The sequence below is a fragment of the Nitrospirillum iridis genome (genome assembly GCF_014205765.1).
Classification (GTDB): domain Bacteria; phylum Pseudomonadota; class Alphaproteobacteria; order Azospirillales; family Azospirillaceae; genus Nitrospirillum; species Nitrospirillum iridis.
This window is the reverse complement of the sequence record NZ_JACIIZ010000010.1, coordinates 200,887-224,270: the sequence shown is the minus strand read 5'-3', so window position 1 is coordinate 224,270 and position 23,384 is coordinate 200,887. Positions and strand designations below refer to the sequence as shown.

General features: G+C 68.2%; 18 protein-coding genes. 12 read left to right on the top strand and 6 right to left on the bottom strand.

Annotated elements, in window-relative coordinates; translation table 11 throughout:
* The first annotated feature begins 11 nt into the window (after positions 1-11).
* The 4 genes from FHS74_RS18285 to FHS74_RS18270 are packed head-to-tail and all read left to right on the top strand — an operon-like array spanning position 12 to position 5,028.
* Positions 12-1,166 (top strand): fumarylacetoacetate hydrolase family protein, encoded by a 1,155-nt coding sequence (locus FHS74_RS18285; protein ID WP_246463224.1) that lies wholly within the window; start codon positions 12-14, stop codon positions 1,164-1,166.
* A gap of 47 nt (positions 1,167-1,213) precedes the next feature.
* Positions 1,214-2,179 (top strand): 2-hydroxyacid dehydrogenase, encoded by a 966-nt coding sequence (locus FHS74_RS18280; protein ID WP_184803208.1) that lies wholly within the window; start codon positions 1,214-1,216, stop codon positions 2,177-2,179.
* Positions 2,163-2,963, top strand: coding sequence for a kinase (locus FHS74_RS18275; RefSeq protein WP_184803206.1), 801 nt, complete (start codon positions 2,163-2,165; stop codon positions 2,961-2,963). The genes FHS74_RS18280 and FHS74_RS18275 overlap by 17 nt, the downstream gene beginning before the upstream one ends.
* A 49-nt stretch (positions 2,964-3,012) precedes the next feature.
* Complete coding sequence (locus FHS74_RS18270; protein WP_184803204.1) at positions 3,013-5,028, top strand: right-handed parallel beta-helix repeat-containing protein; 2,016 nt, start codon at positions 3,013-3,015, stop codon at positions 5,026-5,028.
* Between the two features lie 373 nt (positions 5,029-5,401).
* Here FHS74_RS18270 and FHS74_RS18265 read toward each other — a convergent pair whose 3' ends face one another.
* Positions 5,402-6,247, bottom strand: coding sequence for a helix-turn-helix domain-containing protein (locus tag FHS74_RS18265; protein WP_184803203.1), 846 nt, complete (start codon positions 6,245-6,247; stop codon positions 5,402-5,404).
* 390 nt (positions 6,248-6,637) lie between these two features.
* Here FHS74_RS18265 and FHS74_RS18260 point away from each other — a divergent pair, with 390 nt between their 5' ends.
* The 4 genes from FHS74_RS18260 to FHS74_RS18245 all read left to right on the top strand — a co-directional run bounded on the left by FHS74_RS18260 (position 6,638) and on the right by FHS74_RS18245 (position 11,968).
* Positions 6,638-7,957: an acetyl-CoA hydrolase/transferase family protein gene (locus FHS74_RS18260; RefSeq protein ID WP_184803201.1), complete on the top strand. Its 1,320-nt coding sequence runs from the start codon at positions 6,638-6,640 to the stop codon at positions 7,955-7,957.
* Between the two features lie 141 nt (positions 7,958-8,098).
* Positions 8,099-9,244: an FAD-dependent monooxygenase gene (locus FHS74_RS18255; RefSeq protein ID WP_184803199.1), complete on the top strand. Its 1,146-nt coding sequence runs from the start codon at positions 8,099-8,101 to the stop codon at positions 9,242-9,244.
* Positions 9,245-9,291: 47 nt separating this feature from the next.
* Complete coding sequence (locus FHS74_RS18250) at positions 9,292-10,800, top strand: aldehyde dehydrogenase family protein (RefSeq protein WP_184803197.1); 1,509 nt, start codon at positions 9,292-9,294, stop codon at positions 10,798-10,800.
* Positions 10,801-10,960: 160 nt separating this feature from the next.
* Positions 10,961-11,968, top strand: coding sequence for an alpha/beta hydrolase (locus tag FHS74_RS18245; protein ID WP_184803195.1), 1,008 nt, complete (start codon positions 10,961-10,963; stop codon positions 11,966-11,968).
* A gap of 39 nt (positions 11,969-12,007) precedes the next feature.
* On the opposite strand, the gene FHS74_RS18240 is transcribed toward FHS74_RS18245, so the two are convergent.
* The 3 genes from FHS74_RS18240 to FHS74_RS18230 form a co-directional block, all read right to left on the bottom strand.
* On the bottom strand, positions 12,008-13,270 hold the full coding sequence (locus tag FHS74_RS18240) for a serine hydrolase domain-containing protein (RefSeq protein ID WP_184803193.1): 1,263 nt from the start codon (positions 13,268-13,270) through the stop codon (positions 12,008-12,010).
* A gap of 38 nt (positions 13,271-13,308) precedes the next feature.
* Positions 13,309-14,538 (bottom strand): c-type cytochrome, encoded by a 1,230-nt coding sequence (locus tag FHS74_RS18235; protein WP_184803191.1) that lies wholly within the window; start codon positions 14,536-14,538, stop codon positions 13,309-13,311.
* A gap of 66 nt (positions 14,539-14,604) precedes the next feature.
* Positions 14,605-15,693, bottom strand: coding sequence for a DUF3089 domain-containing protein (locus tag FHS74_RS18230; protein WP_184803189.1), 1,089 nt, complete (start codon positions 15,691-15,693; stop codon positions 14,605-14,607).
* Positions 15,694-15,969: 276 nt separating this feature from the next.
* Between FHS74_RS18230 and FHS74_RS18225 the strand changes: the two genes are divergently transcribed.
* The 3 genes from FHS74_RS18225 to FHS74_RS18215 all read left to right on the top strand — a co-directional run bounded on the left by FHS74_RS18225 (position 15,970) and on the right by FHS74_RS18215 (position 20,397).
* A complete protein-coding gene (locus FHS74_RS18225; RefSeq protein ID WP_184803187.1) occupies positions 15,970-17,436 on the top strand; it encodes a flavin monoamine oxidase family protein in 1,467 nt (488 codons plus the stop codon).
* A 29-nt stretch (positions 17,437-17,465) separates the two neighbouring features.
* On the top strand, positions 17,466-18,353 hold the full coding sequence (locus FHS74_RS18220) for an alpha/beta hydrolase (RefSeq protein ID WP_184803185.1): 888 nt from the start codon (positions 17,466-17,468) through the stop codon (positions 18,351-18,353).
* Between the two features lie 346 nt (positions 18,354-18,699).
* A complete protein-coding gene (locus tag FHS74_RS18215; protein ID WP_184803183.1) occupies positions 18,700-20,397 on the top strand; it encodes a methyl-accepting chemotaxis protein in 1,698 nt (565 codons plus the stop codon).
* Between the two features lie 83 nt (positions 20,398-20,480).
* Here FHS74_RS18215 and FHS74_RS18210 read toward each other — a convergent pair whose 3' ends face one another.
* Together FHS74_RS18210 and FHS74_RS18205 are read right to left on the bottom strand one after the other, a co-directional pair.
* Entirely contained in the window at positions 20,481-20,837 is a 357-nt protein-coding gene (locus tag FHS74_RS18210; RefSeq protein WP_184803181.1) for a hypothetical protein, read from the bottom strand.
* The gene (locus tag FHS74_RS18205) at positions 20,837-22,075 is read right to left on the bottom strand and encodes a class I SAM-dependent methyltransferase (protein WP_184803179.1); all 1,239 of its coding nucleotides are present in this window, start codon (positions 22,073-22,075) and stop codon (positions 20,837-20,839) included. The genes FHS74_RS18210 and FHS74_RS18205 overlap by 1 nt, the downstream gene beginning before the upstream one ends.
* Positions 22,076-22,279: 204 nt before the next feature.
* Here FHS74_RS18205 and FHS74_RS18200 point away from each other — a divergent pair, with 204 nt between their 5' ends.
* Positions 22,280-23,290 (top strand): DUF1838 family protein, encoded by a 1,011-nt coding sequence (locus tag FHS74_RS18200; RefSeq protein WP_184803177.1) that lies wholly within the window; start codon positions 22,280-22,282, stop codon positions 23,288-23,290.
* Positions 23,291-23,384: the final 94 nt, after the last annotated feature.

The window sequence follows — 23,384 nt, the reverse complement described above, 5'->3', positions numbered from 1 at the left end:
GATCCCCGATGATGACCCAGTTGCTTCCCGCCGATCCCCAGGCCCTGCTGTTCGGCCGTGTCTTCCGTCCCGACCGGGGCGGCCCCTCCGTCGTGGCGGTGCGCGATGGGCGGCTGATCGACATCAGCGGCACCTTCGCCACGGCCCGCGACCTGTGTGAGAAGGCGGACCCGGCCCTGGCCCTGCGCGCGGCGGCGGGGGAGGATATCGGCACGCTGGCCGATGTCCATGCCAACACCGACCCCGCGACCCGAGATCCCACCCGCCCCTGGCTGTTGTCGCCCATCGATCTGCAAGCGGTGAAGGCGGCGGGCGTGACCTTCGCCACCTCCCTCCTGGAACGGGTGATCGAGGAGAAGGCGCGGGGCGACGCGGGGGCCGCTGCGGCCATCCGCGTGCAGGTAGAAAGCCTGGTGGGCACGGATCTGCGCTTCCTGCGCCCCGGCTCCCCCGAGGCGATGGCGCTGAAGCAGACGCTGATCGCCGCCGGGGCGTGGAGCCAGTATCTGGAGGTCGGCATCGGCCCGGACGCGGAGATCTTCACCAAGGGCCAGCCGCTGTCCACCGTCGGCACGGGCGTGGAGATCGGCGTACATCCAGCCTCCACCTGGAACAATCCGGAGCCGGAGCTGGTGCTGGTCATCGCCTCCACCGGGCGCATCGTCGGCGCCGCCCTGGGCAACGACGTGAACCTGCGGGATGTGGAGGGCCGATCCGCCCTGCTGCTGGGCAAGGCCAAGGACAACAACGGGGCCGCCGCCGTCGGGCCCTTCGTCCGCCTGTTCGACGACCACTACGGTCTGGAGCAGGTGCGCGGGGCGGAGATCACCTTGCGGGTGTGGGGCGCCGATGGCTACGTGCTGGACGGCCGCTCCTCCCTGTCCCAGATCAGCCGCGACCCGGCTGATCTGGTGGCACAGGCCATCAATGGCCATCACGCCTATCCCGACGGCCTGGTCCTCTACCTGGGCACCCTGTTCGCACCCATCCAGGACCGTGACGTGCCCGGCCGGGGCTTCACCCACAAGGCCGGCGACGTGGTCAGCATCGCATGTGCGGAGCTGGGCACCCTGACCAACCGGGTGGCGGCGACCGACAGGGTGGAGAAATGGACCCTGGGGGCGGCGGCCCTGATGCGGAACCTGGCGGGACGGGGGCTGATCTAGGGCTTATGATGCCCGCCCGTCCCGTCACCGCCTGAACAGGAAGCGCCATGCCCCCGAAAATCCTGCTGACCCGCCGTTGGCCCGACGCCGTGGAGGCGCACCTGCGCCAGCGCTACGACGTCACCGTGGACCCCGCCGACCGGCCGCTGAGCGCCGCCGAGCTGACCGAGGCCATGGGCCGGTACGACGCCATCTGCCCCACGGTCACTGACCGGGTTGGCGCCGCCATCCTGGCCGTCCCGGATGCCCGGGTGCGCATCCTGGGCAACTTCGGCGCCGGCTTCGAGCATATCGACCTGGAGGCGGCCAAGGCCGCCGGCATCGTCGTCACCAACACGCCCGACGTGTTGACCGACGCCACGGCGGATCTGGCCATCCTGTTGATGCTGATGGCCAGCCGCCGCGCGGGCGAGGGGGAGCGGGAGTTGCGCGCCGGCCAGTGGACCGGCTGGCGCCCCACCCACCTGCTGGGCCAGGGGCTGGCGGGCAAGCGGCTGGGCCTGGTGGGCTTCGGCCGCATCGCCCAGGCGACGGCGGCCCGCGCCCGGGCATTCGGCCTATCCATCGCCTATCACAGCCGCCGCCGGGCCGACGTGGGCGTGGAGGCGGCGCTGGACGCCACCCACGTCGACAGCCTGGAGGAATTGGCCGCCACCTCGGATGTCCTTTCCCTGCACTGCCCCGGCGGGCCGGCCACGCGCCACCTGGTGAACGCCACCCTGCTGGCGCGCATGAAACCCACCGCCATCCTGGTCAACACCGCGCGCGGCACCGTGGTGAATGAGGGGGACCTGATCGCGGCCCTGTCCAGCGGCGCCATCGCCGCCGCTGGCCTGGACGTGTTCGAGGGGGAGCCGGCGGTGAACCCCGGCCTGATCGCCCTGCCCAACGCCGTGCTGCTGCCCCACCTGGGCAGTGCCACGCTGGAGACGCGCACCGCCATGGGCATGCGGGTCGCCGCCAACCTGGACCGCTTCTTCGCCGGCGAGGTGCCGCATGACCGCGTCGCTTGACCTGGTGGAGGGCCTGCTGCGCCGGCGCCTGGATGAGGCGGCGCGCCGCCCCTTCATTCTGGGCATCTGCGGTGCCCAGGGCAGCGGCAAGTCCACCCTGGCCGACGGGCTGGCCGAACGGCTGGCGGCCTCCAACCTGCGGGTTGCCGTGCTGTCGCTGGACGACCTGTACCTGACCAAGGGGGAGCGGCAGCATCTGGCCCGCGATGTCCATCCCTTGCTGGCCACGCGCGGTGTGCCCGGCACCCACGACGTGGGCCTGGGCCTGGCGGTGCTGGACGGGCTGGGGACGCCGGGCCGCACGCTGCTGCCGCGCTTCGACAAGGCCGTGGACAGCCGTGCCGTTGAGGGCGCCTGGGTCGAGGGGCCGGTGGATGTGGTGTTGTTCGAGGGCTGGTGCGTGGGCGCCGTGCCGCAGGACGCCGCCGACCTGGACCCGCCGGTGAACGAGCTGGAACGGGACCGCGATGCCGGCGGGGAATGGCGCCGCCATGTCAACGCCGCCCTGGCCGGGGACTATCAGCGGCTGTTCGGCCGCCTGGACGCCCTGGTCCTGCTGGCCGCCCCCGACTTCGCCGTGGTGCGCGGCTGGCGCATCCAGCAGGAGGAGGGTCTGCGCGCCAAGCTGCGGGCGGCGGGCAAGCCCACGGACGGCACCATGACCGACGACCAGGTCAGCCGCTTCATCCAATTCTACGAACGCCTGACCCGACACATCCTGGTCGAGATGCCGGGCCGCGCCGATCTGACCCTGCGCCTGGACGCGGCACGGCAGGTGGTCTGACAACGGTCCGTGCTGGGGCGGGACGATAAACATTAGGGAGCGCCTTCTTATGATCACCCCGCTGCCCTGGACCCGCCTGCTGCTGGCAGGTGTGCTGCTGCTGTTGCCCGGCGTGGCCGCGGCGGCCGAGCCCGTGACCTTTCACGTGGGGCCTGGCGGGGATGATTCCGCACCCGGAACGATGGGAAGACCCTTCCGCACCCTGGTTCGCGCCCAGGCGGCGGTGCGCACCGCCAACCGCGACCATGACGTCACGGTGGAACTGGCGGCCGGCACCTACGCCCTGGACCAGCCGCTGGTCTTCGCCGCCGACGACGGCGGGCAGGGGGACCATCGCGTGGTGTGGAAGGCGGCGGCGGGGACCGAGGCCCTGATTTCGGGCGGCATGCGCGTCACCGGCTGGACGCTGACGGACGCGGAGAACGACATCTACGTCGCCGACGTGCCCAAGGGCCTGGATAGCCGCCAGCTGTGGATCGACGGCACGGCCGCCGACCGGCCAGCCATCGAGATCACCCACCATGATGTGGAGTTCACCGCCCACGGCTTTATCCTCAAAAACCCGGCGCTGGCCCCCATCGCCGCCATCAAGGCGCCGCAACGGCTGGAGGTGGAGGCTACGGGCATCTTCACCGATCGCTATTCCCCAGTGGAGCGGATCGACGGCATGCAGGTCACGCTGAAGCAGCCGGCCTGGGACAACAACAGCTGGGGCTATGACACGCTGAACAAGCCCTTCATGCCTGACCAGGCGCGGCTGTTCCTGGTCAACGCGCCGGAGTTCTTCGGCAAGCGCGGCGAATGGCACCTGAACCAGAACCAGTGGTACATCGACCCGGCCGCCGGCAAGCTGTACGTGAAACCGCGCCCGGATGCCGACATCGCCACCCTGACAATCATCCTGCCCCGGCTGGAGGCGCTGGTCGCCATCGGCGGCAGCTATGACCATCCCATCCGCAACCTGACCTTCCAGGGATTGCGCTTTTCCCATACCAGCTGGATGGGGCCGTCGCGGGCCACCGGCTACGCCAACCAGCAGAGCGGCGCCTATCTCAAGCAGGTCTCCCCCCTCCGCCCGGCGGACGCCTACGCCACCTGCGGCTGGGGCTGCCCGGAGTTCGAGGGCATGCGCCAGAAGTGGGACCAAATCCCCGGTGCCGTGCAGGTCTCGGCCGCGCGCGACATCACCTTCATCGGCAACACCTTCAGCCAACTGGGGCAGGTGGCGCTGGGCATAGGCAACGACGCCAACGCCCACCTGACCGGCGTGGGCCTGGGGACGGAGGGGGTCAAGGTGCTGGGCAACCGCTTCGCCGTCATCGCCGGCGGGGCCATCATGGCCGGCGGCGTGCGGGTGGAGGCGCACCATCCCGCCGACCCACGCCAGGTCAACCGCGACCTGACCATCGCCGACAACGTCATCACCGGCGTGGCCCGCGACTACAAGGACAACGCGGCGGTGCTGGCGACCTACATCGACAGGGCCGACATCCTGCACAACGACATCTCCGACGCCAATTACGATGGCATCGCCATCGGCTGGGGCTGGGGTTACAACGACGTGGGCGGCAACCGGAACTACCGGGAAAATCAAAAGGGCTATCTGCATAACCCGGCGTTTGACCAGCCGACCGTGCTGCGGAACATGACGGTGGCGGGCAACCGCATCCATGGTGTGAAGAAATGGTTCTTCGACGGCGGCGCCATTTATAACCTGTCAGCCAACCCCGGCACGGCGATCCGCGACAACCACGTCTTCGACATCGCTGACCGCATCGGCATCTACCTCGATGAGGGCAGCAAACACCTGCGGGTGCAGGGCAACGTGGTGGAGACCGACGGCTATTGGCTGAACGCCAACACCGTGGGTAAGAACTTCGCCTGGGGCATCACCGCCGACAACGCCGCCACCGGCAACTGGCACAATTCGTCCCGCGTCGGCGGCCGCTGGCGGGCGGAGATCGGCATGCGGGTGGAGGATGACCACCTGGTGCCCGATCGCGCTTGGCCGGCGGCGGCGCTGGCGGTGATCCGCCAGGCGGGCCCGCGTCCCGGGACGGATTGAGGCGCCGCCGGGTTCAGGTGTCCGGTTCTGAGCCGGGCGGAGCGAGGTTCCGGCTGCTGGGGGTGGACAGGGCCCAGGCTGAAGCGCTGCCGAAGCTTCGAACCTGCCGTTCCCAGGTGGTATCCCTTCCGCCGGACAGAGCGGAATAGACAGCCTTGCCAGGAACGCGACCAAGCGCGGGGCGTGACGCGCCACCCTTTTGTTCGAACCGCGTGGCCGCGTCAGCGAGTTTCCGCCTCGGCACCTGGTCCGCCCGCGCTGTCGGCCGTTCCACAACCATCGTCAGGTCGCACCGGTGGCGCGGGATGGTCCGGGCCGCATGACCGCTCCCGGACCAGTCCCCCCCATCCGGATTCTCTGGCGCGGACGCCCCTCAGTGGGAAACGCGGCGTTCCAGCGTCCAATCCCAGCGTTTGGTCGGCTGATCATCATCCAACGACTGTTGCAGGCTGTCCTGCCACTCGCCGTAGGCGGCGCCGATTTCCGCCGCCGCCATCTGCAGCGCCGGCAGGTACTTGCTGCGGAACATCACTTCGGGAACCGCCTTTTCCATGAAGCGCATGCCGACGCAGCCCAGCAAGGTGCCGTCATTGAACACGGGCACGGCCGCCGTGGATTCCCCGCGGTATTGGCGGATATTGATGGCGTAGCCCGCCTTGCGGATATTGGACAGCAGCTTGTCGATCAGGTCGCGCTGCCGCCCCGCCCCTTCCATCTCGCCATCCGAACCCAGCGCGATGTCCAGCAAGGCAGCGCGCTGGGGCGGCGGGCTGAACGCCAGATAGGTCCGTCCGGACGCGCTGTTCAACAGGGGCAGCCGGACGCCGGCGCCGTACCGCTCCAGCGCCAGCGGGCTGTGCTTGTCGGTGGTGTGGCGCACCAGCATCGCATTGCCCTGGTTCGTGCTGAACGACACCGGCCAAATCAAATTCTTGCCCAGTTGGGATATGATGGGCTGCGCCACATCCGCCACCCATGATTCATCGTCGTAGCCGTCGGACAGGCAGCGGACCAGCACGGTCAGGCGATAACGGTCGTCTGAGGTGTCGCGGACAGCGTATCCCGCCGAACAAAGGGTTTCCAGAACCCGGTAGGCTGTCGTTCTGGGCAGGTCGATCGCATTGGCGACGTCGGTGACGCTCACGCCATTACGGCTGTTCAGCACCTGCAAAACGTCAAGCACACGCAGCATGGCCCGTACAGGCTTAACCTTTTCCATTCCCAAACCCCCTGCTCTGCCAATTGTGCACTGGCAAATTATATATCCGAACATATAGCACGGGAGGGGCGGCCAAGTTAGCCTATAAATAGACCATTAGATCATTTTTGCCGCGACAGCCGGCGACGCCTCACGCGTTGGCGCGTCCGCGCTGTGCTGTGAAGTTCGCGCGTCCGCGCTGTGGACAGGTCGCGCGGGCGCCCTCGCCAGCCGCCCCGAATCCAAGCCCAATGCGAGAGAGAGGGGCAAGTTCCGCGCCGTGCCGGAATGCCTGGGCGGGAATCCCTGGCGCGCGTATCCGAATGACCGCTGGCGAAGGGCTTGCCCCGCCGGCGTTGTTTGTGTTGCGTGCCCGTGATGGCGTGGAAGAAAACGAGGGAGGAAGCCGGGATGACGCGACAGGCCGACCGCTACGCGGCGAGAACGATGACCGCCGAGGCAGCCGTGGGGTTGATCCCCTCCGGCGCCCGCATCGTCATGGGGTTGGCCGTCGCGGGGCCGCCGGCCTTGCTCCGCGCCTTGGCGGACCGCGCCGAGCGGGGGCTGGTGGAGGGCCTTTCGCTGTACTATCTCCTCGCGTCCGCCAACGCGGCGCCGGTCCTGCGGAACGAATTGCGGCACCGAATCCGGCCGGTCAGCCTTTTCCACAGCGCCATCGAGCGCAAGCTGGACCAGGAGGCGGCGCGGTTTGGCCTGCCACCGACGGACTTCTTGCCAACCGCGTTCAGCCAGGCGCCGGACGTGCTGAGCCGCCAGGTCGATGCCGACGTCCTGCTGACCACGGTGTCGCCGATGGATGAGGAGGGGTGCTTCAGCCTTGGCACCAACGCCGACTACGCCCTGGCGGTTTCGCGGACGGCGCGGCAGGTGATCCTCGAAGTGAACCCGGCGATGCCGCGAACCCCGGGCAATTGCCGCATCCCGCTTGAGCGGGTCACCGCCATCGTCGAGAATCCGACGCCGCTTCTTGAAATCCCGCCCGCGGCGATCCGCGAGAAGGACATCATGATCGGCCGGCTCATCGCCGATCTGGTGGACGATGGCGCGTGCCTGCAGATGGGTATCGGCGCCCTGCCGGACGCGGTTTGCGCCGCGCTTGAGGATCGGCGCCACTTGGGAATCCACACGGAGCTGATGACGCCCCGGCTGGCGTCGTTGATGCGGCAGGGGGTGGTCGACAACAGCCGCAAGACGATCCACCGGGGGCGCGCGGTGTTCACCTTCGCCGCCGGGGACAGGGCGCTCTATGATTTCCTGGACAACAACCCGGACTGCGAGGCGCATCCGGTCGACTATGTGAACAACCCCTCCGTCATCGCCCAGAACGACAACATGGTGTCGGTCAACGCCACGCTGGAGGTTGACCTGCAGGGCGCGTGCAATTCGGAATGCGTCGCCGGCCGTCAGTACAGCGGCGCCGGCGGACAGCTGGATTTCGTCCGCGGCGCCTCGGCGTCCAAGGGGGGCAAGTCGATCATCGCCTGCCACTCCACGGCGGCGAATGGCACCGCCTCGCGCATCGTTTCCCGATTGAGCGGCCCGGTGACCACGCCGCGCAACGACGTGCAGTACGTGGCGACCGAATTTGGCATCGTCAATCTTCGCGGTCTGTCGCTGGCCGAGCGCGCCAAGGCCCTGATCGGCATCGCCCACCCTGATTTTCGCGAGGCGCTGGAGCGCGAAGCCTTCGCCAGCGGCCCCCGGCCTTAAGCCAGCGGCGGGGGATTCCGACCCCTGGTGCCGTCCGCCGTGCGGACAACGCCCCCGGCCGTCCTGGCCGCCCGTCGCCGGTCACCGCCTAATCCCCCCTGAACCGGCGGGGGATGCCGGCGACCAGACTGAGGGCGGGCCATGAGCAAGGCGTGTGTGACGATCGTTGGCGGTGGTATTGGCGGCTTGACGGCGGCGATCGCGCTGCTGGACCAGGGGTTCCCGGTGACGCTTTTGGAATCGGCCCCCGCTTTCGCCGAGGTCGGGGCGGGTGTCACCCTGGCGCCCAACGCCATGCGCGGCTACATCCACCTGGGCTTGGCGGAAGCCATCGCGCAAGCGGGCGTGGAACCGTCCCGCCAGCGTATCCAGCATTGGGCGGATGGCCGGGTGCTGCGGACGGTCGAGCGCGGGGACGTGCGCGAACGCCACGGCGCCCCCTATGTCTATATCCATCGCGCCGACCTGCACGCCATCCTGGTGGAGGCGGCGCGCCAGCGGGGCGGTCGCCTGCTGACCGGCGCCGCCGTGGTCGCCGTCGAGGGGACGACGGCGGTGCTGTCCGACGGCCGGACCATTGAGGGCGATGTCCTGATCGGCGCCGACGGCGTCAAATCGGTGGTGCGGCGCGGGTTCGAGGAGAAGGCGCCGCATTTCACCGGCCACGTCGCCTGGCGTGCCCTGGTGCCGGTGGATGACACGCTGGCCGACCTGGCGGCCTGGCCGGGCGTGCACATCGGTCCGCAGCGCATGGTCGTGCGCTATCCCGTCCGGGGGTCGAAAATCCTGAACCTGGTCTTTTTCGCCCGGCAGGAAGGGTGGACCCAGGATGGCTGGACCATTCCCGCCAGCCGGTCGGACCTGGAGGGCACCTTCGCCGGGTGGGCGTCGGAGGTGCAGACCATGATCGCGGCCGTGCGCGAGGGCGAGTTCTACAAGTGGGCCATCAACGCCCGCCAGCCGCTTTCCACCTGGGTTCAGGGCCGCGTCGCGCTGCTGGGTGACGCCGCCCATGGCATGACGCCCTTCCTGGGCCAAGGTGCGGCCTGCGCCATCGAGGACGCGATCGTCCTGGCCCGCGCGCTGGCCGCCAGCGCCACCCCGGAGGAGGGGTTGCGGCGCTATCAGGGCGCCCGGCACGAGCGGGCCACCTTCATCCAATTGGAATCGAACGCCAACGCCGATCGCATGCAGGCGGAGGACACCGATCTGTTCGGGCTGCGCGCGGTGCGCAACGAGGATACGTTGGGCCTGTTCGACTATGACTGCGCCACCGTGCCGGTCTGATCCGCCGCCCCCGCTCGGCTCTCCCTTTCCCGCTCGCTGGAGGTTCCATGTCCACCCCCGCCCTGCCTTTCGACGGCCTTCCCGTGCTGGAGGGCGTGCGCGCCTTCCTTGGGGAGCGGCACGGCCTTTTCATTGGCGGCGCCTGGCGGTCGGGGCGGGAGCGGATCACCACCAGCGATCCGGCGACCGGCCTTCCCCTGGCCGAGGTTGATATCGGCGGCGTGGCGGACATCGACGACGCGGTGGCGGCGGCGGCCGGCGCCTTCCAGGGGGGCTGGGGCCGCACCCAGGGGCCCGAACGGGCGCGCCTGCTGACCCGGCTGGCCCGGCTGCTGGAAGGCCATGCGCGGATGTTCACCGAGCTGGAGATCCTCGACAACGGCATGCCGGCCTTCATCGCCGGCCTGACGGTCAGCAACAGCGTGGAGATGGTGGATTATTATGCCGGCTGGGCGTTGCGGATCGAGGGGGTGACCACCACGCCGCCGGCCCATGTCGCCGCCGTGGCCGAGGCCTTGACCTACACCGTGCGTGAACCGGTGGGCGTCGTCGGCCTCATCGTCCCGTGGAACGTCCCGCTGTCCACCCTGATCCTGAAGCTGGCGCCGGCCTTGGCCGCCGGTTGCACCGTGATCGTCAAGCCGGCGGAGGAGACGCCCCTGTCGGCCCTGCTGCTGGCGCGGCTGGTCGCCGAGGCCGGTTTCCCGCCGGGGGTGGTGAACGTGGTCAACGGCGTGGGCGAGGTGGTCGGCGCCGCCCTGGCCGCCCATCCCAAGGTGGACAAAATCAGTTTCACCGGATCGACGGAGGTCGGGCGCAAGATCGTCCACGCCGCCGCCGGCAATCTGAAGAAGGTGTCGCTGGAACTGGGGGGCAAGTCGCCGGTCGTCATCATGCCCGATGCGGATCTGGCATTGGCCGTGCCGGGCGTCGCCATGGCGACCTTTTTCCTGCAAGGCCAGAATTGCATGGCCGGGACACGGATTTTCGCCCATGCCGCCATCCACGACCAGCTGGTGGAGGGCATGGCGGCGTTCAGCAACGCGCTGACCCTGGGGCATGGCCTGGATCCGGCGGTGCAGTTCGGCCCCCTGATCAGCGCCGGCCATGCCAACCGCGTCATGGGATATGTCGAGCGTGGCTTGGCCCAGGGCGCGCGGCTGGTGGCGGGGGGCGCGCGTCCCGACCGTCCCGGCCATTTCGTCCCGCCCACCATCTTCACCGATGTGCAGCCCGACATGGACATCTTCCGGGAGGAGATTTTCGGTCCGGTCATGGCCATCCACCGGCTGGAAACCTCGGACATCGATGAGATCGCCGCCCTGGCCAACGACAGCGACTACGGGCTGTCGGGCAGTGTCTGGACGCGCGAGCTGTCCACCGCCCACCGCCTGGCGTCGCGCATCCGTTCCGGTCAGGTCTCGATCAACTGCCATGGCGCCATCGGCACCAACATTCCGTTCGGTGGCTACCGGCAATCGGGCTGGGGGCGTGAATTCGGGCGGGAGGGGCTGGACGCCTATCTTGAAACCAAGGCGGTCACCGCCCGCTTGTGAACCATGGACGTGTCGGTCGGGGCCGCCGGAGCTTGCCGGGGAGCGTAGCGGACTGGAAGGCGAGGAAGCCAAGCGACCGGATGGTCGCGCCCGGCGATTGAGGGGCGGTATTTGACCGGTCACGTTCAAATACCGTCGGTATAAGAACAGGGGGGACGAAATGAAACGTTTGGCGATGATCCTGTGCGCGGCGACGATGCTGGCGCCGCCGTTGGCGGTCGCCCGTGCCGATACGCCGGCCGCCGTTGCCGGCCAGGCCGTGCGGGTCCTGGCCCCTGAACGGCTGTGGCCCGGGCCCGCGCCCTTGGCCGCCGATTGGCCGGGCAAGGCCGCCCGGCCGGTGGTTGAGGCCACCAGCCCGGATGGCGAGCGGGTGACCAACGTCACCGATCCGATTTACCAGGCCTATCTGCCCGACCCGGCCCGCGCCACCGGCGCCGCCGTCATTATCGCCCCCGGTGGCGGCTTCCGTTTCCTGGCCATCCGTAACGAGGGAGTGGCGGTCGCCGAGTGGCTGGCGGAGCGTGGGGTGGCCGCCTTCATTCTGAAATACCGTCTGGTCCAGCAGGACGGGCCGGAGGACGATATCCGGCGCCGGTTCCAGGGCGTGCCGGTGGAGGTGCAGGGCGACCCGGGCGTGGCGGACGGGATCCAGGCGCTGAAGCGCATCCGTGACCGCGCCCGCGATTATGGCATCGACCCGCACCGGGTGGCGGCCATCGGCTTTTCCGCCGGGGCGCATGTCGTGTCGATGATGGGGTTGAATCCCGTTCCGGCCGACCGGCCGGATTACGTGGCACCCATTTATGGTGGGGCCTTCACCACCGGTGAGTACAATCTGCCGCCCGCCAACCTGCCGCCGGAACCGGGGACGCCGACGGAGCCCTGGCTGGCACCGCCAGCCAAGCCGGCACCCGGCCGCCTGCCGCCCTTCTTTCTGGCCATGGCCCAGGACGACGTGTTCGTCGGCCAGGGCGTGCGCCGCTTTTATGACGCGCTGTTCGCCGCCGGCTATCGGCCTGAGCTACACCTTTATTTTCGCGGCAACCACGGCTTTGGCATGAAGCCGCAGGGCAGCACGTCGGACCATTTCCTGCAGGAATTCCTGTGGTGGCTGGACGCCCAGGGGGCGACCACCGGGGCGACCACGCCGGCGGCCCCACGCTGATGGTATGCGGCTGACGGGCGGCCTGCCCGTCAGCCGGTCTTAAGGGATGGGCTGCGGCGCCAGCGGGGGCGGAGCGACCAGGCCGCGCAGCAGCAGATTGGGTAGCCGGGCATTGTCCCAGTCCAGGGACTTGGGGGGCGTCGGCCCCATGCGCAGCACGATCAGGCCGGTGGCGGGCGAGACATGGACGGTCTGGTTGCCGTTGCCATCGAACAGATAGAGATCGCGGTCCAGGTAAGGCTCGCCGTGGCGGACGCTGGGGCCGGGCGCGCCCGGGGCGCCGAATCCCCGCCGCTCCACATAAGGGCCGGCCACCCACACCCCCAGGCCATAGCGCGGGTTCTCAGCCGTTGGCGTCACCATCCCGCGCACGTAGAAGGGCGGCAGGATGCGCCGGCCATCCGCCACGCCATCCTCCAGCAGCAGGCGGGCCAGCCGTAGCCAGCTTTCCGCCGGCAACAGGATGCAGCAGCCGGAGTGGGCCAACCCGGCTGCCTGGCTTACCCAGATGACGCCGCCGGGCGATCCGATGGGCGACAGCACCTCATGCCCCAGGAATTCGGCGTAGCGCCGGCCAGTGGCGCGCTCCACCACCAGGGCGACCAGATCGGCCGTGGCGTTGGAATAGGCGAAGCGCGTCCCGGGCGCGTCGGTCATGGGGTAGTCGGCGACAATGTAACGCCCGTGGTCGGGGCTGAGGTAGGCGCGGTTCCACGGGCTGTCGGGATCCGCGCTGACGCCCTGGTCCAGCAGCCCGGACCGCATGTCCAGCAGGTGCCGGACCAGGATCGCCGCCTTGGGGGTTCCCCGCCATTCCGGGATGAAGTCGGCCACCGGCTGGTCCAGTGATCGGATGTAGCCCAGGAAGATGGCCCGGCCCACCGCCACCGCCGCCAGTGGCTTGGACAGCGATTTGGAGGGCAGCGGGGTGGTGGCCGTCACCCCATCGAAGTAGCGCTCGGCCACCAGCTCGCCCTGATGCCATACCAGGAAGGCGCTGGCTTTGCTGTCGGCGGCATACGCCTCGGCGGCGGCCAGCGCCCCGGCGCGGATGCCGCCGATGATGGAGGGGTGGGTGCCCGATCGGACGGACGGCGCGCGTGGCAAGGCGGTCGACGCGGGCACCCCCGGCACGTCCTCCAGCGGCTGGTAGATCGATTCCGGTGCCGCCCCCCCCATCAGCGCCGCCAGGCGCTGGCGGTAGAGCGCTTCCGCCGCGTCGGTCGCCTCCGCCGCGTGGGAGCAGACCGGCTGGGCGAACAGCAGCGGTGCCAGAAGCAGAAGGAAACGGATGCGGCGCATGCGGCGGCTCCTGCGGAGGACCGGAAAGGGGAGGGGGTTCACGGTGCCGCCGATCCCGTCTCACGCTTGAGGATGGTGATCAGCGCCTTCAGCCGTTCCGGATCGGTGATGTTGCCCGAAGACACGACCATGGCGGTTCCGGGCGCGAACTTGTCGGGGTCGGACAGGAAGGCGGCCAGGGCCTCATCCGTCCACACCTCGCCAGTCTTTCCCCGGGCGGCCAGGCTGGCGCCATAGGGGTAATTGGGCGCCGCCGCCATGCGTTGACCGAAGACGGCGTACAGGTTGGGGCCAGTGCCATGGGCGCCGCCCTTGTTCATGGTGTGGCAGAACACGCACCACTTGAACGTCTCCGCCCGCACCTGGCGTTCGAAGTCGGTTTCGGGCGGCAGGTCGACGACCACCGGCGGGTCCAGCCGCGACGTGGCGCCATTGTCGGCCTGGACCACATGGCCGGTCGCGAAGGGTGAAACGCGGAACAAGGCATGCGGGCCATAGAGGCCGACGCCGATCAGCGCCAGTGTCGCGACCGCCGCCGGTATCCGGCCCCGGTAGCCGGTGGGCGGCTGCCGCTCGGCGCGGCGGCGATGGATCAGGGCGCCCAAACCCCAGAGGATGGCGGCGAGCGCCAGGTACTCCCCGACCACGACGGGTCCCCGGTCATAGGATTTGAAGGTGCTGAGCGCGAACAGCGAGCATCCCATGCTGATCAGGGCGTAGAGGCCGAAGCCGCGGGGAAAGGCGGTGAACAGCCCTTTGCCATGCCGGAACAGGAAGTAGACCGCCGACAGCAGGATGGTGGCCTTCAGCACCAGCAGGCTGGTGCCGGTGGCCGAATGGAAATAGCCGGTGAACAGCCAAAGGTCGCGGTCCTCGGCTATGGGCGCGGGCAGGGCGGGCAAGGGGCCGAAATGCAGGCCCATGCCATGGCTCCACACCACGAAAACGCCCAGGATGGGGGTTAGGCACAGACAGCCGTAGGTCGCCAGCACCAGGCCCATGGCCCAGGCGCGGGCACGCGGCGGCAGGGCGGGCGTTGGCAGCGGCGGCAGCCCCCGCTGCCAACGCCACAGGCGGATGATGGCCAGGAGGAACAGCAGACCGCCGACCAGGTAATGCCACCCACGCAATTGCTCACGCAGGGGGGACATCTTGTCCATGCGCGGCATGAGTGTCGTCAGGACATCCTGCGCCAGCACCAGTGCCGGCAGCGCGTAATCCAACGCGATCTCGATCGGGCGCCGCGCCCGGTCTTCCTGATTGTTCATCGTGTCCCCCAGAGGTTCATGCCCGTTTTTCGCCGCCCCGGGCGGCGTTTCATTGGTGGGCCGGCGTCAATTGCCGGCGTTGAAGGCCTGGATGCGCTGCGCGACGTTCGCGCGGATATCGGCATAAAACAGGCCGTAGTCGTGGTAGTGCATCAGGCCGCCGGGCAGGGGCTTGAGCCCCAGGTCGGGTGCCGGGTCCACCACCAGGTAACCCCGGTCGCAGCGCGCGCCGACGGCATGTGGCCGCAAGGGCTGCAACGGGCCTTCGCCTGGGTCGCCGGGCACCGCCCCTTGCGACTGCTCAGCCGTGGCGGCGGGTTGGCCCGTGTCGAAGGTCAAGGGGTTGACGCACAGCAGCGTCTTGCCCGGGTTGTCGCCGTGACGCTGGACATAACGCGCCTCACCCGCCTTGGCGAACAGGGCGATGTCGGCCTCGGGCAACACGGAATTCCAGCCGATGACGCAATGGGTCTTGGTCGGCGTGTCGCAAATGCCCAGCGTCTTGTAGGTGCGGGGAAAATCCCCCTCCGACAGGTTGGTGCCGATGGTGTAGGCGGCCACCAGTCGCCGCGCCAGGGGCGTGCCGTCGATGCGGCGTTCCAGCAGGCGGGTCAGATGCACCGCACCCTGGCTGTGACCCGCCAGGATGAAGGGGCGCCCACCGTTCTCATGGGCGATGTAATGGTCGAAGGCCCGCTCCACATCGCTGTAGGCGAGGTCGAACGCCTTGCTGCCGTCGCCCGCCATGGTGCTGAACGCCAGGGAGGAGCCTTGGCGGTACCGGGGCGCGAAAATGCGGCAGCAGCCATTGAAAACGCTGGCCTGCCGGGCGATCACGCTGGCGTCGGTCCAGGCGTTGACCGTCGCGTCGGCCACATCCTGGTTCCAGCGGTCGCGGCTGCGATAGGTTGTTGGATGGACATAGAACACGTCGACGCCGGCGGTGACGCTGGCAACGGGACTGGCGCCCGCAGGCACGGCCGCGGCGGCGGCGGGGGCGCCGGGACGCGCGGCCCAGCTTTCCGGCCGGTCGTAATCGGGCGCCGGGGGCGGCGCTTGTTCATTGAAGGGCTGCGCCGCCATGTCGGCGGCAAGGGTCGGGCCAACGGGCCAGACCAGAGCCAGGGCCAGCAGGCAAGCGGAGGCGATCTTCATGGTGGACCTTCCACAGCTATGATCCATAACGATTAACATTTCGGCCCGTTCACCGGTTTCGGCCCATGACATCCTGACCGCTGGGTGGATAGCCTATGGCGTTGGCAAGAGGGTAGCCGCGCGGCCGCCCTGGTATCCGCCACGCGGACAGCCTGCCGATCGGGCTTTGGTTCCCGTTGTGATGGGCGGAGCATCAGGGCTTGCCGTTGGGGATGGTGCGCCCGCCGCCCATCCGCGCGGCCTTTTCCCCCAATCAAGGCCGGAAAGACCGATTCCATGTCCCAGGGTGTCCGCTCCTTTCTTCCCTCCCGTCGCGCCGTCGTCGGTGGTCTGCTCGCGTCCGCGCCGCTGTTGGGCTCCGCCCGCGCTTGGGCCAAGGGGCCGCAAAGCGTCGATGTCGTCATCATCGGCGCTGGTTTGGCCGGCCTGAACGCCGCCGCCATTCTGGAAGGGCAGGGGTTGTCGGTGCAGGTGGTCGAGGCGTCGGATCGCGTCGGTGGCCGGTTGCGCACCGGCCGGGCGGACGGCTACCAGGCGGAACTCGGCGCCAGTGAGGTTGGGGCGCTGTATGGTCGCGTGCGGGACGCCTGTTCCCGCCTGAACGTCGGCCTGACCAACAAGGGCGGCATCCCGACGGACTTCCTGCTGCATGTCAACGGCGCCTCCCTCCGGCCAGAGGATTGGGCCACCGCCCCCGTCAACATGACGCGCGGGGCGGAGCGGACCATCCTGCCCTACATCCTGCAAACCGGCCTGTTCCAGCGCTGGCTGCCCTTCAAGGACACCGCGGCCTGGCTGGACCCGTCCAACCTCGCCTATGACGTGTCGGCGGCGGAGTTCATGCGGGCCAAGGGCGTCTCCGAGGCGGCCATCCGCCTGGCCGACATCGACGTCAACGGCCCCAGCCTGGAAAGCATCTCGGCCCTCAGCATCTTCCGTGACCTGGCCCGCGCCCGGGCGGAGGGTTTCACCGACCCCAACAAGCCGCAGTACGGCGTCAACAACATGGAGCGCAGCTACATCGTCGGTGGTTCCGACGTGCTGCCCAAGGCGATGGCCGCTGCGCTGAAGACCCCGGTGCGCCTGCTCAGCCCGGCCGTCGCCGTGGACCAGGGCGATGACAAGGTCCGCGTGCAGCTGGCCAATGGCGACGTGCTGACCGGCAAGCACCTGGTGGTGGCCGCCCCCTATTCGGCGGTGCGCAACATCCGCTTCACCCCGGGCCTGCCGGACGCACAGGCGGACGCCATCGCCGGCGCCCTGTACTCCGCCACCACCCAATTCCATTTCCGTATCACCAAGCCGTACTGGGAAAAGGATGGCCTGCCGCCGTCATTGTGGACCGATCTGCCGTTCGAACGCGCCTTCGCCCTGAAAAGCCCGGAGACGGGCGCCATCGACACGCTGATCGTCTGGGTCAACGGCGACGGCGCCACGCGCTGGGACGACCGCGAGGTCGAGCTGCAGTCCGACCTCGTCAGGGCCGAACTGGCCAAGGTGCGGCCATCGATGGTCGGATCCCTGGAGTACATCCTGGGCTACAGCTGGGGTCGCAACCCCTATGTCAGGGGCAACAAGCACGTCTTCGGCCCCGGGCAGGTCAAGCGCTTCGCGACGGAAATGGGCAAGCCGGTGGGGCGCATCCACTTCGCGGGCGAACACCTTCGGCGGCTGGAACATGGCATGGAATCCGCCATGGAGACGGGTGAGGCCGCCGCTTTGGAAATCCTGGAAAAGGCGTGAGGACGCGGCGCGCGTCGGGGGATGGGGCGATGGGTGTGATGGGTTTCGGTTCCCGTGTGGGGCGTCGCGGCTTCCTCGCGGGCGTGGCCACGGCGGCGGTGGCGGGGCGGGTGCGTCCCGCCCGGGCGGAGGCGGGCCGGTTGACGCTGCGCACCGCCGCTGGCCGCGCCGTGGATGTGCGCACCTGGATCGTCGCGGGGGAACGGGGGCGCGTGCTGTTCTCCCACGGCGCCCTGTCGGCGCCGTGGAAGTATCAATCCGTCATCGAAGCGTGGGGGCGTGCCGGCTATAGCGTCTTCGCCCCCCTACATGTCGATTCGACAGACCATCCGGACCAGGCCTCTTTCCCTGGCCTGGCCAGTTGGCCAGCGCGTATCGAGGATGTCCGGGTGTTGTCGGCGCATCTGGGCGGGCCCTACATCGCGGCGGGTCATTCCTACGGCGCCTTGATCGCGCTGGTCCTGGGGGGCGCCTCTCCGGCTGTGCCGGAGGGGGTGTCCCTGCCCCTGCGCGACCCGCGCGCCCAGGTCGCGGTGGCGTTTTCACCACCGGGGGTGGATGGCGGATTTGTGCGGGCGGGCGACTACGCCACGCTGGCGGTGCCCGCCCTGATCCAGACAGGGGACCGCGACATGCCCCCGGGTATGACGGATTGGCGCGGTCACCTGGCGGCCTATGACGAGGCGGCGCCGGGTGGCGAGCGGTACGCGGCGGTGTTGGCGGGGGTTGACCACTATTTCGGTGGCGGCATTTGCCGGCCTGAACTACCGGGCCCCCGGCAGGAGGAGGCGCTGGCCGCCGCGGTATCCTTGTCCATCCTGTTCATGCGGGCCCATGCCGCCGGCGACGCGGCCGCCCTGCAGATCCTGCGCGGACGCTTGGCCGACACCGGACCGGTGCAACTCCACCGCAAGTAGGTAATCCACAAAGGGGCTTTTTGCATCAGTAGCGGGAAATTTTAGAGCTTCACGCCCGAAGGCGAAATCGCCTTTGGGCGTGAAGGCGCCCGTCTATGAGCCAGGGCCGGCTATAGCAGTGCTGTGGGTCCATAATTGGATATGTATGATAAATACCTGTATTTATCATATTGTTTTTGTTGTTGGGTTGACGCAGCCGCCGTAATGTCCCGGAAGGGGACATCGCTGTCATGGCGTGGAACGTTCCAAAACCTGTCACTCTGTTTCTTGCCGTGTGCGCCAGTTTCCACAAGCGCCCGCTGAAATAGAGCACCCAGAAAATCAATAAAAATCCAAAGGCAGCAAAATGCTACTTGAGAATTTGCGTATCTCCAACAAAATAAACGTGGTTGTTGGAATATTTTCAGTGGTCGTGATTGGATTGATCGTGGTCAGCGCTATGCGGATGACCGCAGTTGATAACGCCTATTCCGACCTTATCACGCGGGTAGACCGATCCGCGACGATGTCTGTTCGTGCCAATCGCTATGTCAACGTCTACCTCGCCGCCGCCTTCCAGCTGGCAACCGAAACCACCGACGATGGCAACGCCAAGCTGTTGGCTCAGGCTGATGACGCCAAGCGGCTGTACGCGGAGTTGATCGCCGGCGTGCGGAAAAACCTGCCGGAATGGGCCAGCCGGCTCGATCCGATCGACAAGGCGGTTAAACAGGGTTTCGCCGGCTGCGGCCCATCCATCACCGCCGCGCGCAAGGCGGTGACGGCGGATGAGAATATGAAAGTTGCGGCACAGCTCAAGGCTGAGTGTGGCGTCCCCTTGGACAAGGCCCTTGCCGACTTCATGACCTTCAATAATGATTTGTTGAAGGCGTCGGCCGATTCCGCCAATGCCCTCAATGCCGATACCAGAAATACCATCCGTCTTCAGGCGATCGGCGCCGGTGTCGCTGTCCTTTTCACGCTGCTGCTGGCTCTTTGGATCAGCCGTGCGGGCCTGACCGCACCCATCGCGGCCTTGCGCCTTGTCATGGATCGCCTGGCGGGCAACGAGCTCTCCGCCGAGGTGCCGGGCCAGGCTCGGCGGGATGAGATTGGCGCCATGGCGCGGAGTGTCCAGGTCTTCAAGAGCAACGCGCTGGAGGTTGAGCGGCTGCGCGCCGCCCAGCGGGAGCAGGAGGCCAGGGCGGTCGAGGAACAGCGTGCGGCCCTGCACCGCATGGCCGACGCGTTCGAGGCCAAGGTGATGGACGTCGTGCGTGCGGTTTCCAAGACGTCGGGAGAATTGCAGCAGACCGCCCGGGGCATGTCATCGACCGCCAGCGAGGCGACCGCGCAGGCGACCACCGTGGCCGCCGCCGCCGAGCAGGCGTCGTCGAACGTCCAGACCGTGGCCGCCGCGTCGGAACAACTGTCGTCCTCCATCAGTGAGATCGCGCGGCAGGTGGTCGAATCCACCCGCATCGCCAATGTCGCGTCGGATGGCGCCGTTCGCAGTACCGGCCTGGTCCAGGGTTTGGCGACGGCGGCGGACCGCATCGGCGAGGTCGTGCAGCTCATCGACGCCATCGCGGCGCAGACCAATCTTCTGGCGCTCAACGCGACCATCGAAGCCGCGCGCGCGGGGGAGGCCGGCAAGGGCTTCGCCGTGGTGGCCGGTGAGGTCAAGAGCTTGGCCGGCCAAACCGCCCGCGCGACCAGCGAGATAAGCCAGCAGATCGCGACGGTGCAGGAGGAGACCCGCCGCACCGTCACGGCGATTGACGACATCGCCCAAGTCATCAACCAGATACAGGGCATTTCGACCGGCATCTCATCGGCGGTGGAGGAGCAGGGGGCGGCGACACGGGAGATCGCCCGCAATGTGCAGGAAGCGGCCCAAGGCACCCAGGATGTCAGCGAGACCATCACCGGTGTTTCGGACGCCGCCGGCATGACCGGGGCGGCGGCGGAACAGGTCCTGGCCTCGGCCAACCAGCTTGCCGGCGATTCACAGCGCCTGAGAACGGAAGTCCAGGATTTCCTGGCGACCGTGCGGGCCGCCTGACGTCGGCTGTCGCCGCCTGGGGTCCAAGCGAGGGGGGTAATGCGAGGGGGCGCCGTCCAGACGGGCGGGGCCCCCTCGCACCGTCATGGGGTCGCGATCTCCTCGATCGTGCGATTGAAGCGCTCGGTGGTGTCGGCGTGCGCCGCCTCCGCCGCCTCCTTGCGCTGCAGATAGAACAGCCGGTCAAGGAAGTCCTGGCGCCAGGCTTCCCGGGCTTCCAGGGCGGGCTGCTCCAGGACCAGCGTCTCGATACCCGCGGCCAGGTCCAGGTCGTGGGCTTTCGCCACCCGTTCGGCACTGTCCAAGCGGTCGCGCAGCACGGAAATCTCGTTGGCCAGCACCAGGATCATGGACATCGCCTGGTCCAGGCCGGGGGCTTCGTAGAAGGTCGGGCGTTTGCCTTTGGCGTCCTTCACGACATGGGGACGGGGCGTGGTCATCAGGCGGCATCCTTGACTGCGGCGGTATCGGACTTGTGGGCGATCAGGACCTCCCAACCGCCGCCGGGGGCGTACTCGCCGGCGGCGAATTCGCGTTCGGCCACGGAGGAGGCCGCTTCCTCGCTGTACCCGGCGGCGGCTTGGGCCGCGAACTCCATCACCGCCATCGGGGCCGTGTCGAACCGCACTTCGGCGCGGTCGAAGCCGGCGCGTTCCGCCAGGTCGTACTGGTTCATCTCGCGCATCGCGCCCCAGAAGGGCTCGTTGTTGTACCAGGTCTCGTTGTCCAGGATGAACTGGGTGAACGGATCCATCAGGTCGAAGGGTGGAAGGTCGGCATGGATCATGTAGCCGCCCGGCGCCAGGAGGCGATGGCATTCCTGGAAGATCCGCGGCATGGCCTTGGCGCTGGTCTCATGCAGCAGGATATGGCTGACCACCAGGTCGAAATGCCCGTCGGGGAAGCGGGTCTCCTCGGCGTTCATCTGGGCGAAGTTGACCTCCAGCCCCAGGCCAGCCGCCCGGGCGTGGGCATAGCGCACCACCGGCGCGCCGACATCGATGCCCCAGACCTCGGCATCCGGGAACAACTCCTTGTACGGCAAGGTGGCGTGGCCGACGGTGCAGCCCATGTCCAGGATGCGCTTCGGTTTGAAGTCCGGCATCCGCCGCTTCAGGTAGTTGCAGACCGACCGGCCCATGTCGTCGTTCAGGGGCCCCATATAGCCCATGGCGTAGAGATAGACGCCGCGATCATACAGCGCGCCGACCGAAATATCGCCCGGGGCCACTTCCGAGGTGTAGCCGCCCGGCATGCAATGGATGTCCACGGCCGTGACATACCGGGGCGGCGTGAAGCCCTCGGGAATGTCCAGGATGGCCGTGGTCTTGGCGGACAGTTCTGCGGCCGTGGCGTTCAGGTCCGGCAACTGCCGGTCCACCGTCAGGTTGGTGGATTCCCACAGCAGTTCCTGTGCGATGCGGTTGGCGGCGGCGTAGTGCTGGAAATAGAGGTCGCGGACCATGCCCGCGCGGATGTCGCGCCGATCGGCCGGCGGGCGGCCGTGCGTGCGCTCGAAGGCCGGCGCCACGCGGTTCCGATAGACCGGCGTCAGGCCCGGCAGCAACTTCTGTTGGATGAAGTTCTTGAAGCTTTTGGTGAATTCCTGCCGTGCCGCCTCATCGTGCGTGGGCGTCGGCAGCGCCGGATGCGTGAGTTGTTGGAAGGTGTTGAGCATGGCCGCTCCCGGGTCGGTGGTGTGCGTCGCCGGAATTGGAGGCGTATAATGCGGCCAGGCCAAGCCGGGGCCCCGCCTTGTCCACCTGATGGTTGGCGCCGGGCCTGAACCTTCCAACGGTGAACCATTCCGGGTCACGCTCTTTATCAAGACCGGCAGGTGTCCTGGCCGGTAAGGCAGGCAGGAATGGGAGAGACTGGGGTCATGAGTGGTCCGGAACTGACCAGGCGGGAAAGCCTGGGTTTGGCGACGATGGCGGCGGCTGCCGGTGCGCTGGGGCTGGCGTCGCCAGCGCGGGCGGCGGCGCCCGCCTTCCTCACCCGCATTGACTTCAAGGATCCCAAGTGGAACCGGGACGCCTATGCGCGCCTGGACATGGACGTCGATCCGACCAAGCAGAAGGTTGGCTGGTTCCGTGGCGCCGTCTATGGGGTGCGCGACAATGAGGCCGTGCGGTCGCTTTTCTCGGTGGACGGTTTCAGCGTCGTCCGGTCGCAGCAGCTGCCCGATGGCAGCTGGCGGCGGATGCTGCGTGAGATCGGCTTCTACCGCGATCTCCAGACCGGTCAGTTGATGGACACCTGGCACAACCCCTACACCAACGAGGATGTGCGGGTCGTTCCCATCGCCAACGATCCTTTCAACTTCACCATCAGCGAGTTCCTGCCGGAGCCGCCGTCCTATGGCGGCCTGAACAAGGACAAGCCGCCCAAGCGGCCGTTCCTGATGAACTGGACCGATGGGCCGGACGGCACGGTGCATTTGTCGACCGACATCCACCTGTTCTATCCGTCGGCCCTTCAGCCCGACAAATGGCCGCGCGAATCCACCGGCGCGTTCAACCGGGTCTCGGAAATGTTCCATTACGTGGTCAAGCGCCAGGACCTGGAAAACCCGGCCATGACCCACGTGCCCGCCGTCGGCTCCTGGTCGCGCATCACGCCCTGGCTGCCCTGGATGCTGATGGGCCAGGCCGCCGGGTGCATCAGCTATTTCTGCAGTTTTGGCACCGTGTCGGGCATCGACCAGTTGCCGGCCGACTTGGTGGCCAAGGCCCGGGCGATGGACCCCAAATGGCTGAGCGCGCCGGACAGCGACTATGGCCCGTCGCTTTCCAGCCTGGAGAACTACGCCCGTCAGCAGACGCCGGCGGCTGTGCCTGCCGGTTGGGCGCCCCCCAGTCCGCCGCCGCCGCGCACGCTGCCCGGTCGCTGACCGTGCCGGGGCGCCGGTCATCCGGTCGCCGCTAGACGGGATTTTGCGAAGGGACGGTCGTGCGCGTCGCGGCCGTCCCTTCTTCTTTAAGCCG

Bases quoted from the DNA above. Each gene is read 5' to 3' on its own strand.
- FHS74_RS18215 (WP_184803183.1), top strand. From the start codon at position 18,700: ATGCTACTTGAGAATTTGCGTATCTCCAACAAAATAAACGTGGTTGTT.
- FHS74_RS18240 (WP_184803193.1), bottom strand. From the start codon at position 13,270: ATGCGCCGCATCCGTTTCCTTCTGCTTCTGGCACCGCTGCTGTTCGCC.
- FHS74_RS18235 (WP_184803191.1), bottom strand. From the start codon at position 14,538: ATGAACAATCAGGAAGACCGGGCGCGGCGCCCGATCGAGATCGCGTTG.
- FHS74_RS18200 (WP_184803177.1), top strand. From the start codon at position 22,280: ATGAGTGGTCCGGAACTGACCAGGCGGGAAAGCCTGGGTTTGGCGACG.
- FHS74_RS18255 (WP_184803199.1), top strand. From the start codon at position 8,099: ATGAGCAAGGCGTGTGTGACGATCGTTGGCGGTGGTATTGGCGGCTTG.
- FHS74_RS18260 (WP_184803201.1), top strand. From the start codon at position 6,638: ATGACGCGACAGGCCGACCGCTACGCGGCGAGAACGATGACCGCCGAG.
- FHS74_RS18250 (WP_184803197.1), top strand. From the start codon at position 9,292: ATGTCCACCCCCGCCCTGCCTTTCGACGGCCTTCCCGTGCTGGAGGGC.
- FHS74_RS18270 (WP_184803204.1), top strand. From the start codon at position 3,013: ATGATCACCCCGCTGCCCTGGACCCGCCTGCTGCTGGCAGGTGTGCTG.
- FHS74_RS18245 (WP_184803195.1), top strand. From the start codon at position 10,961: ATGAAACGTTTGGCGATGATCCTGTGCGCGGCGACGATGCTGGCGCCG.
- FHS74_RS18265 (WP_184803203.1), bottom strand. From the start codon at position 6,247: ATGGAAAAGGTTAAGCCTGTACGGGCCATGCTGCGTGTGCTTGACGTT.
- FHS74_RS18275 (WP_184803206.1), top strand. From the start codon at position 2,163: ATGACCGCGTCGCTTGACCTGGTGGAGGGCCTGCTGCGCCGGCGCCTG.
- FHS74_RS18230 (WP_184803189.1), bottom strand. From the start codon at position 15,693: ATGAAGATCGCCTCCGCTTGCCTGCTGGCCCTGGCTCTGGTCTGGCCC.
- FHS74_RS18205 (WP_184803179.1), bottom strand. From the start codon at position 22,075: ATGCTCAACACCTTCCAACAACTCACGCATCCGGCGCTGCCGACGCCC.
- FHS74_RS18220 (WP_184803185.1), top strand. From the start codon at position 17,466: ATGGGTGTGATGGGTTTCGGTTCCCGTGTGGGGCGTCGCGGCTTCCTC.
- FHS74_RS18280 (WP_184803208.1), top strand. From the start codon at position 1,214: ATGCCCCCGAAAATCCTGCTGACCCGCCGTTGGCCCGACGCCGTGGAG.
- FHS74_RS18210 (WP_184803181.1), bottom strand. From the start codon at position 20,837: ATGACCACGCCCCGTCCCCATGTCGTGAAGGACGCCAAAGGCAAACGC.
- FHS74_RS18225 (WP_184803187.1), top strand. From the start codon at position 15,970: ATGTCCCAGGGTGTCCGCTCCTTTCTTCCCTCCCGTCGCGCCGTCGTC.
- FHS74_RS18285 (WP_246463224.1), top strand. From the start codon at position 12: ATGACCCAGTTGCTTCCCGCCGATCCCCAGGCCCTGCTGTTCGGCCGT.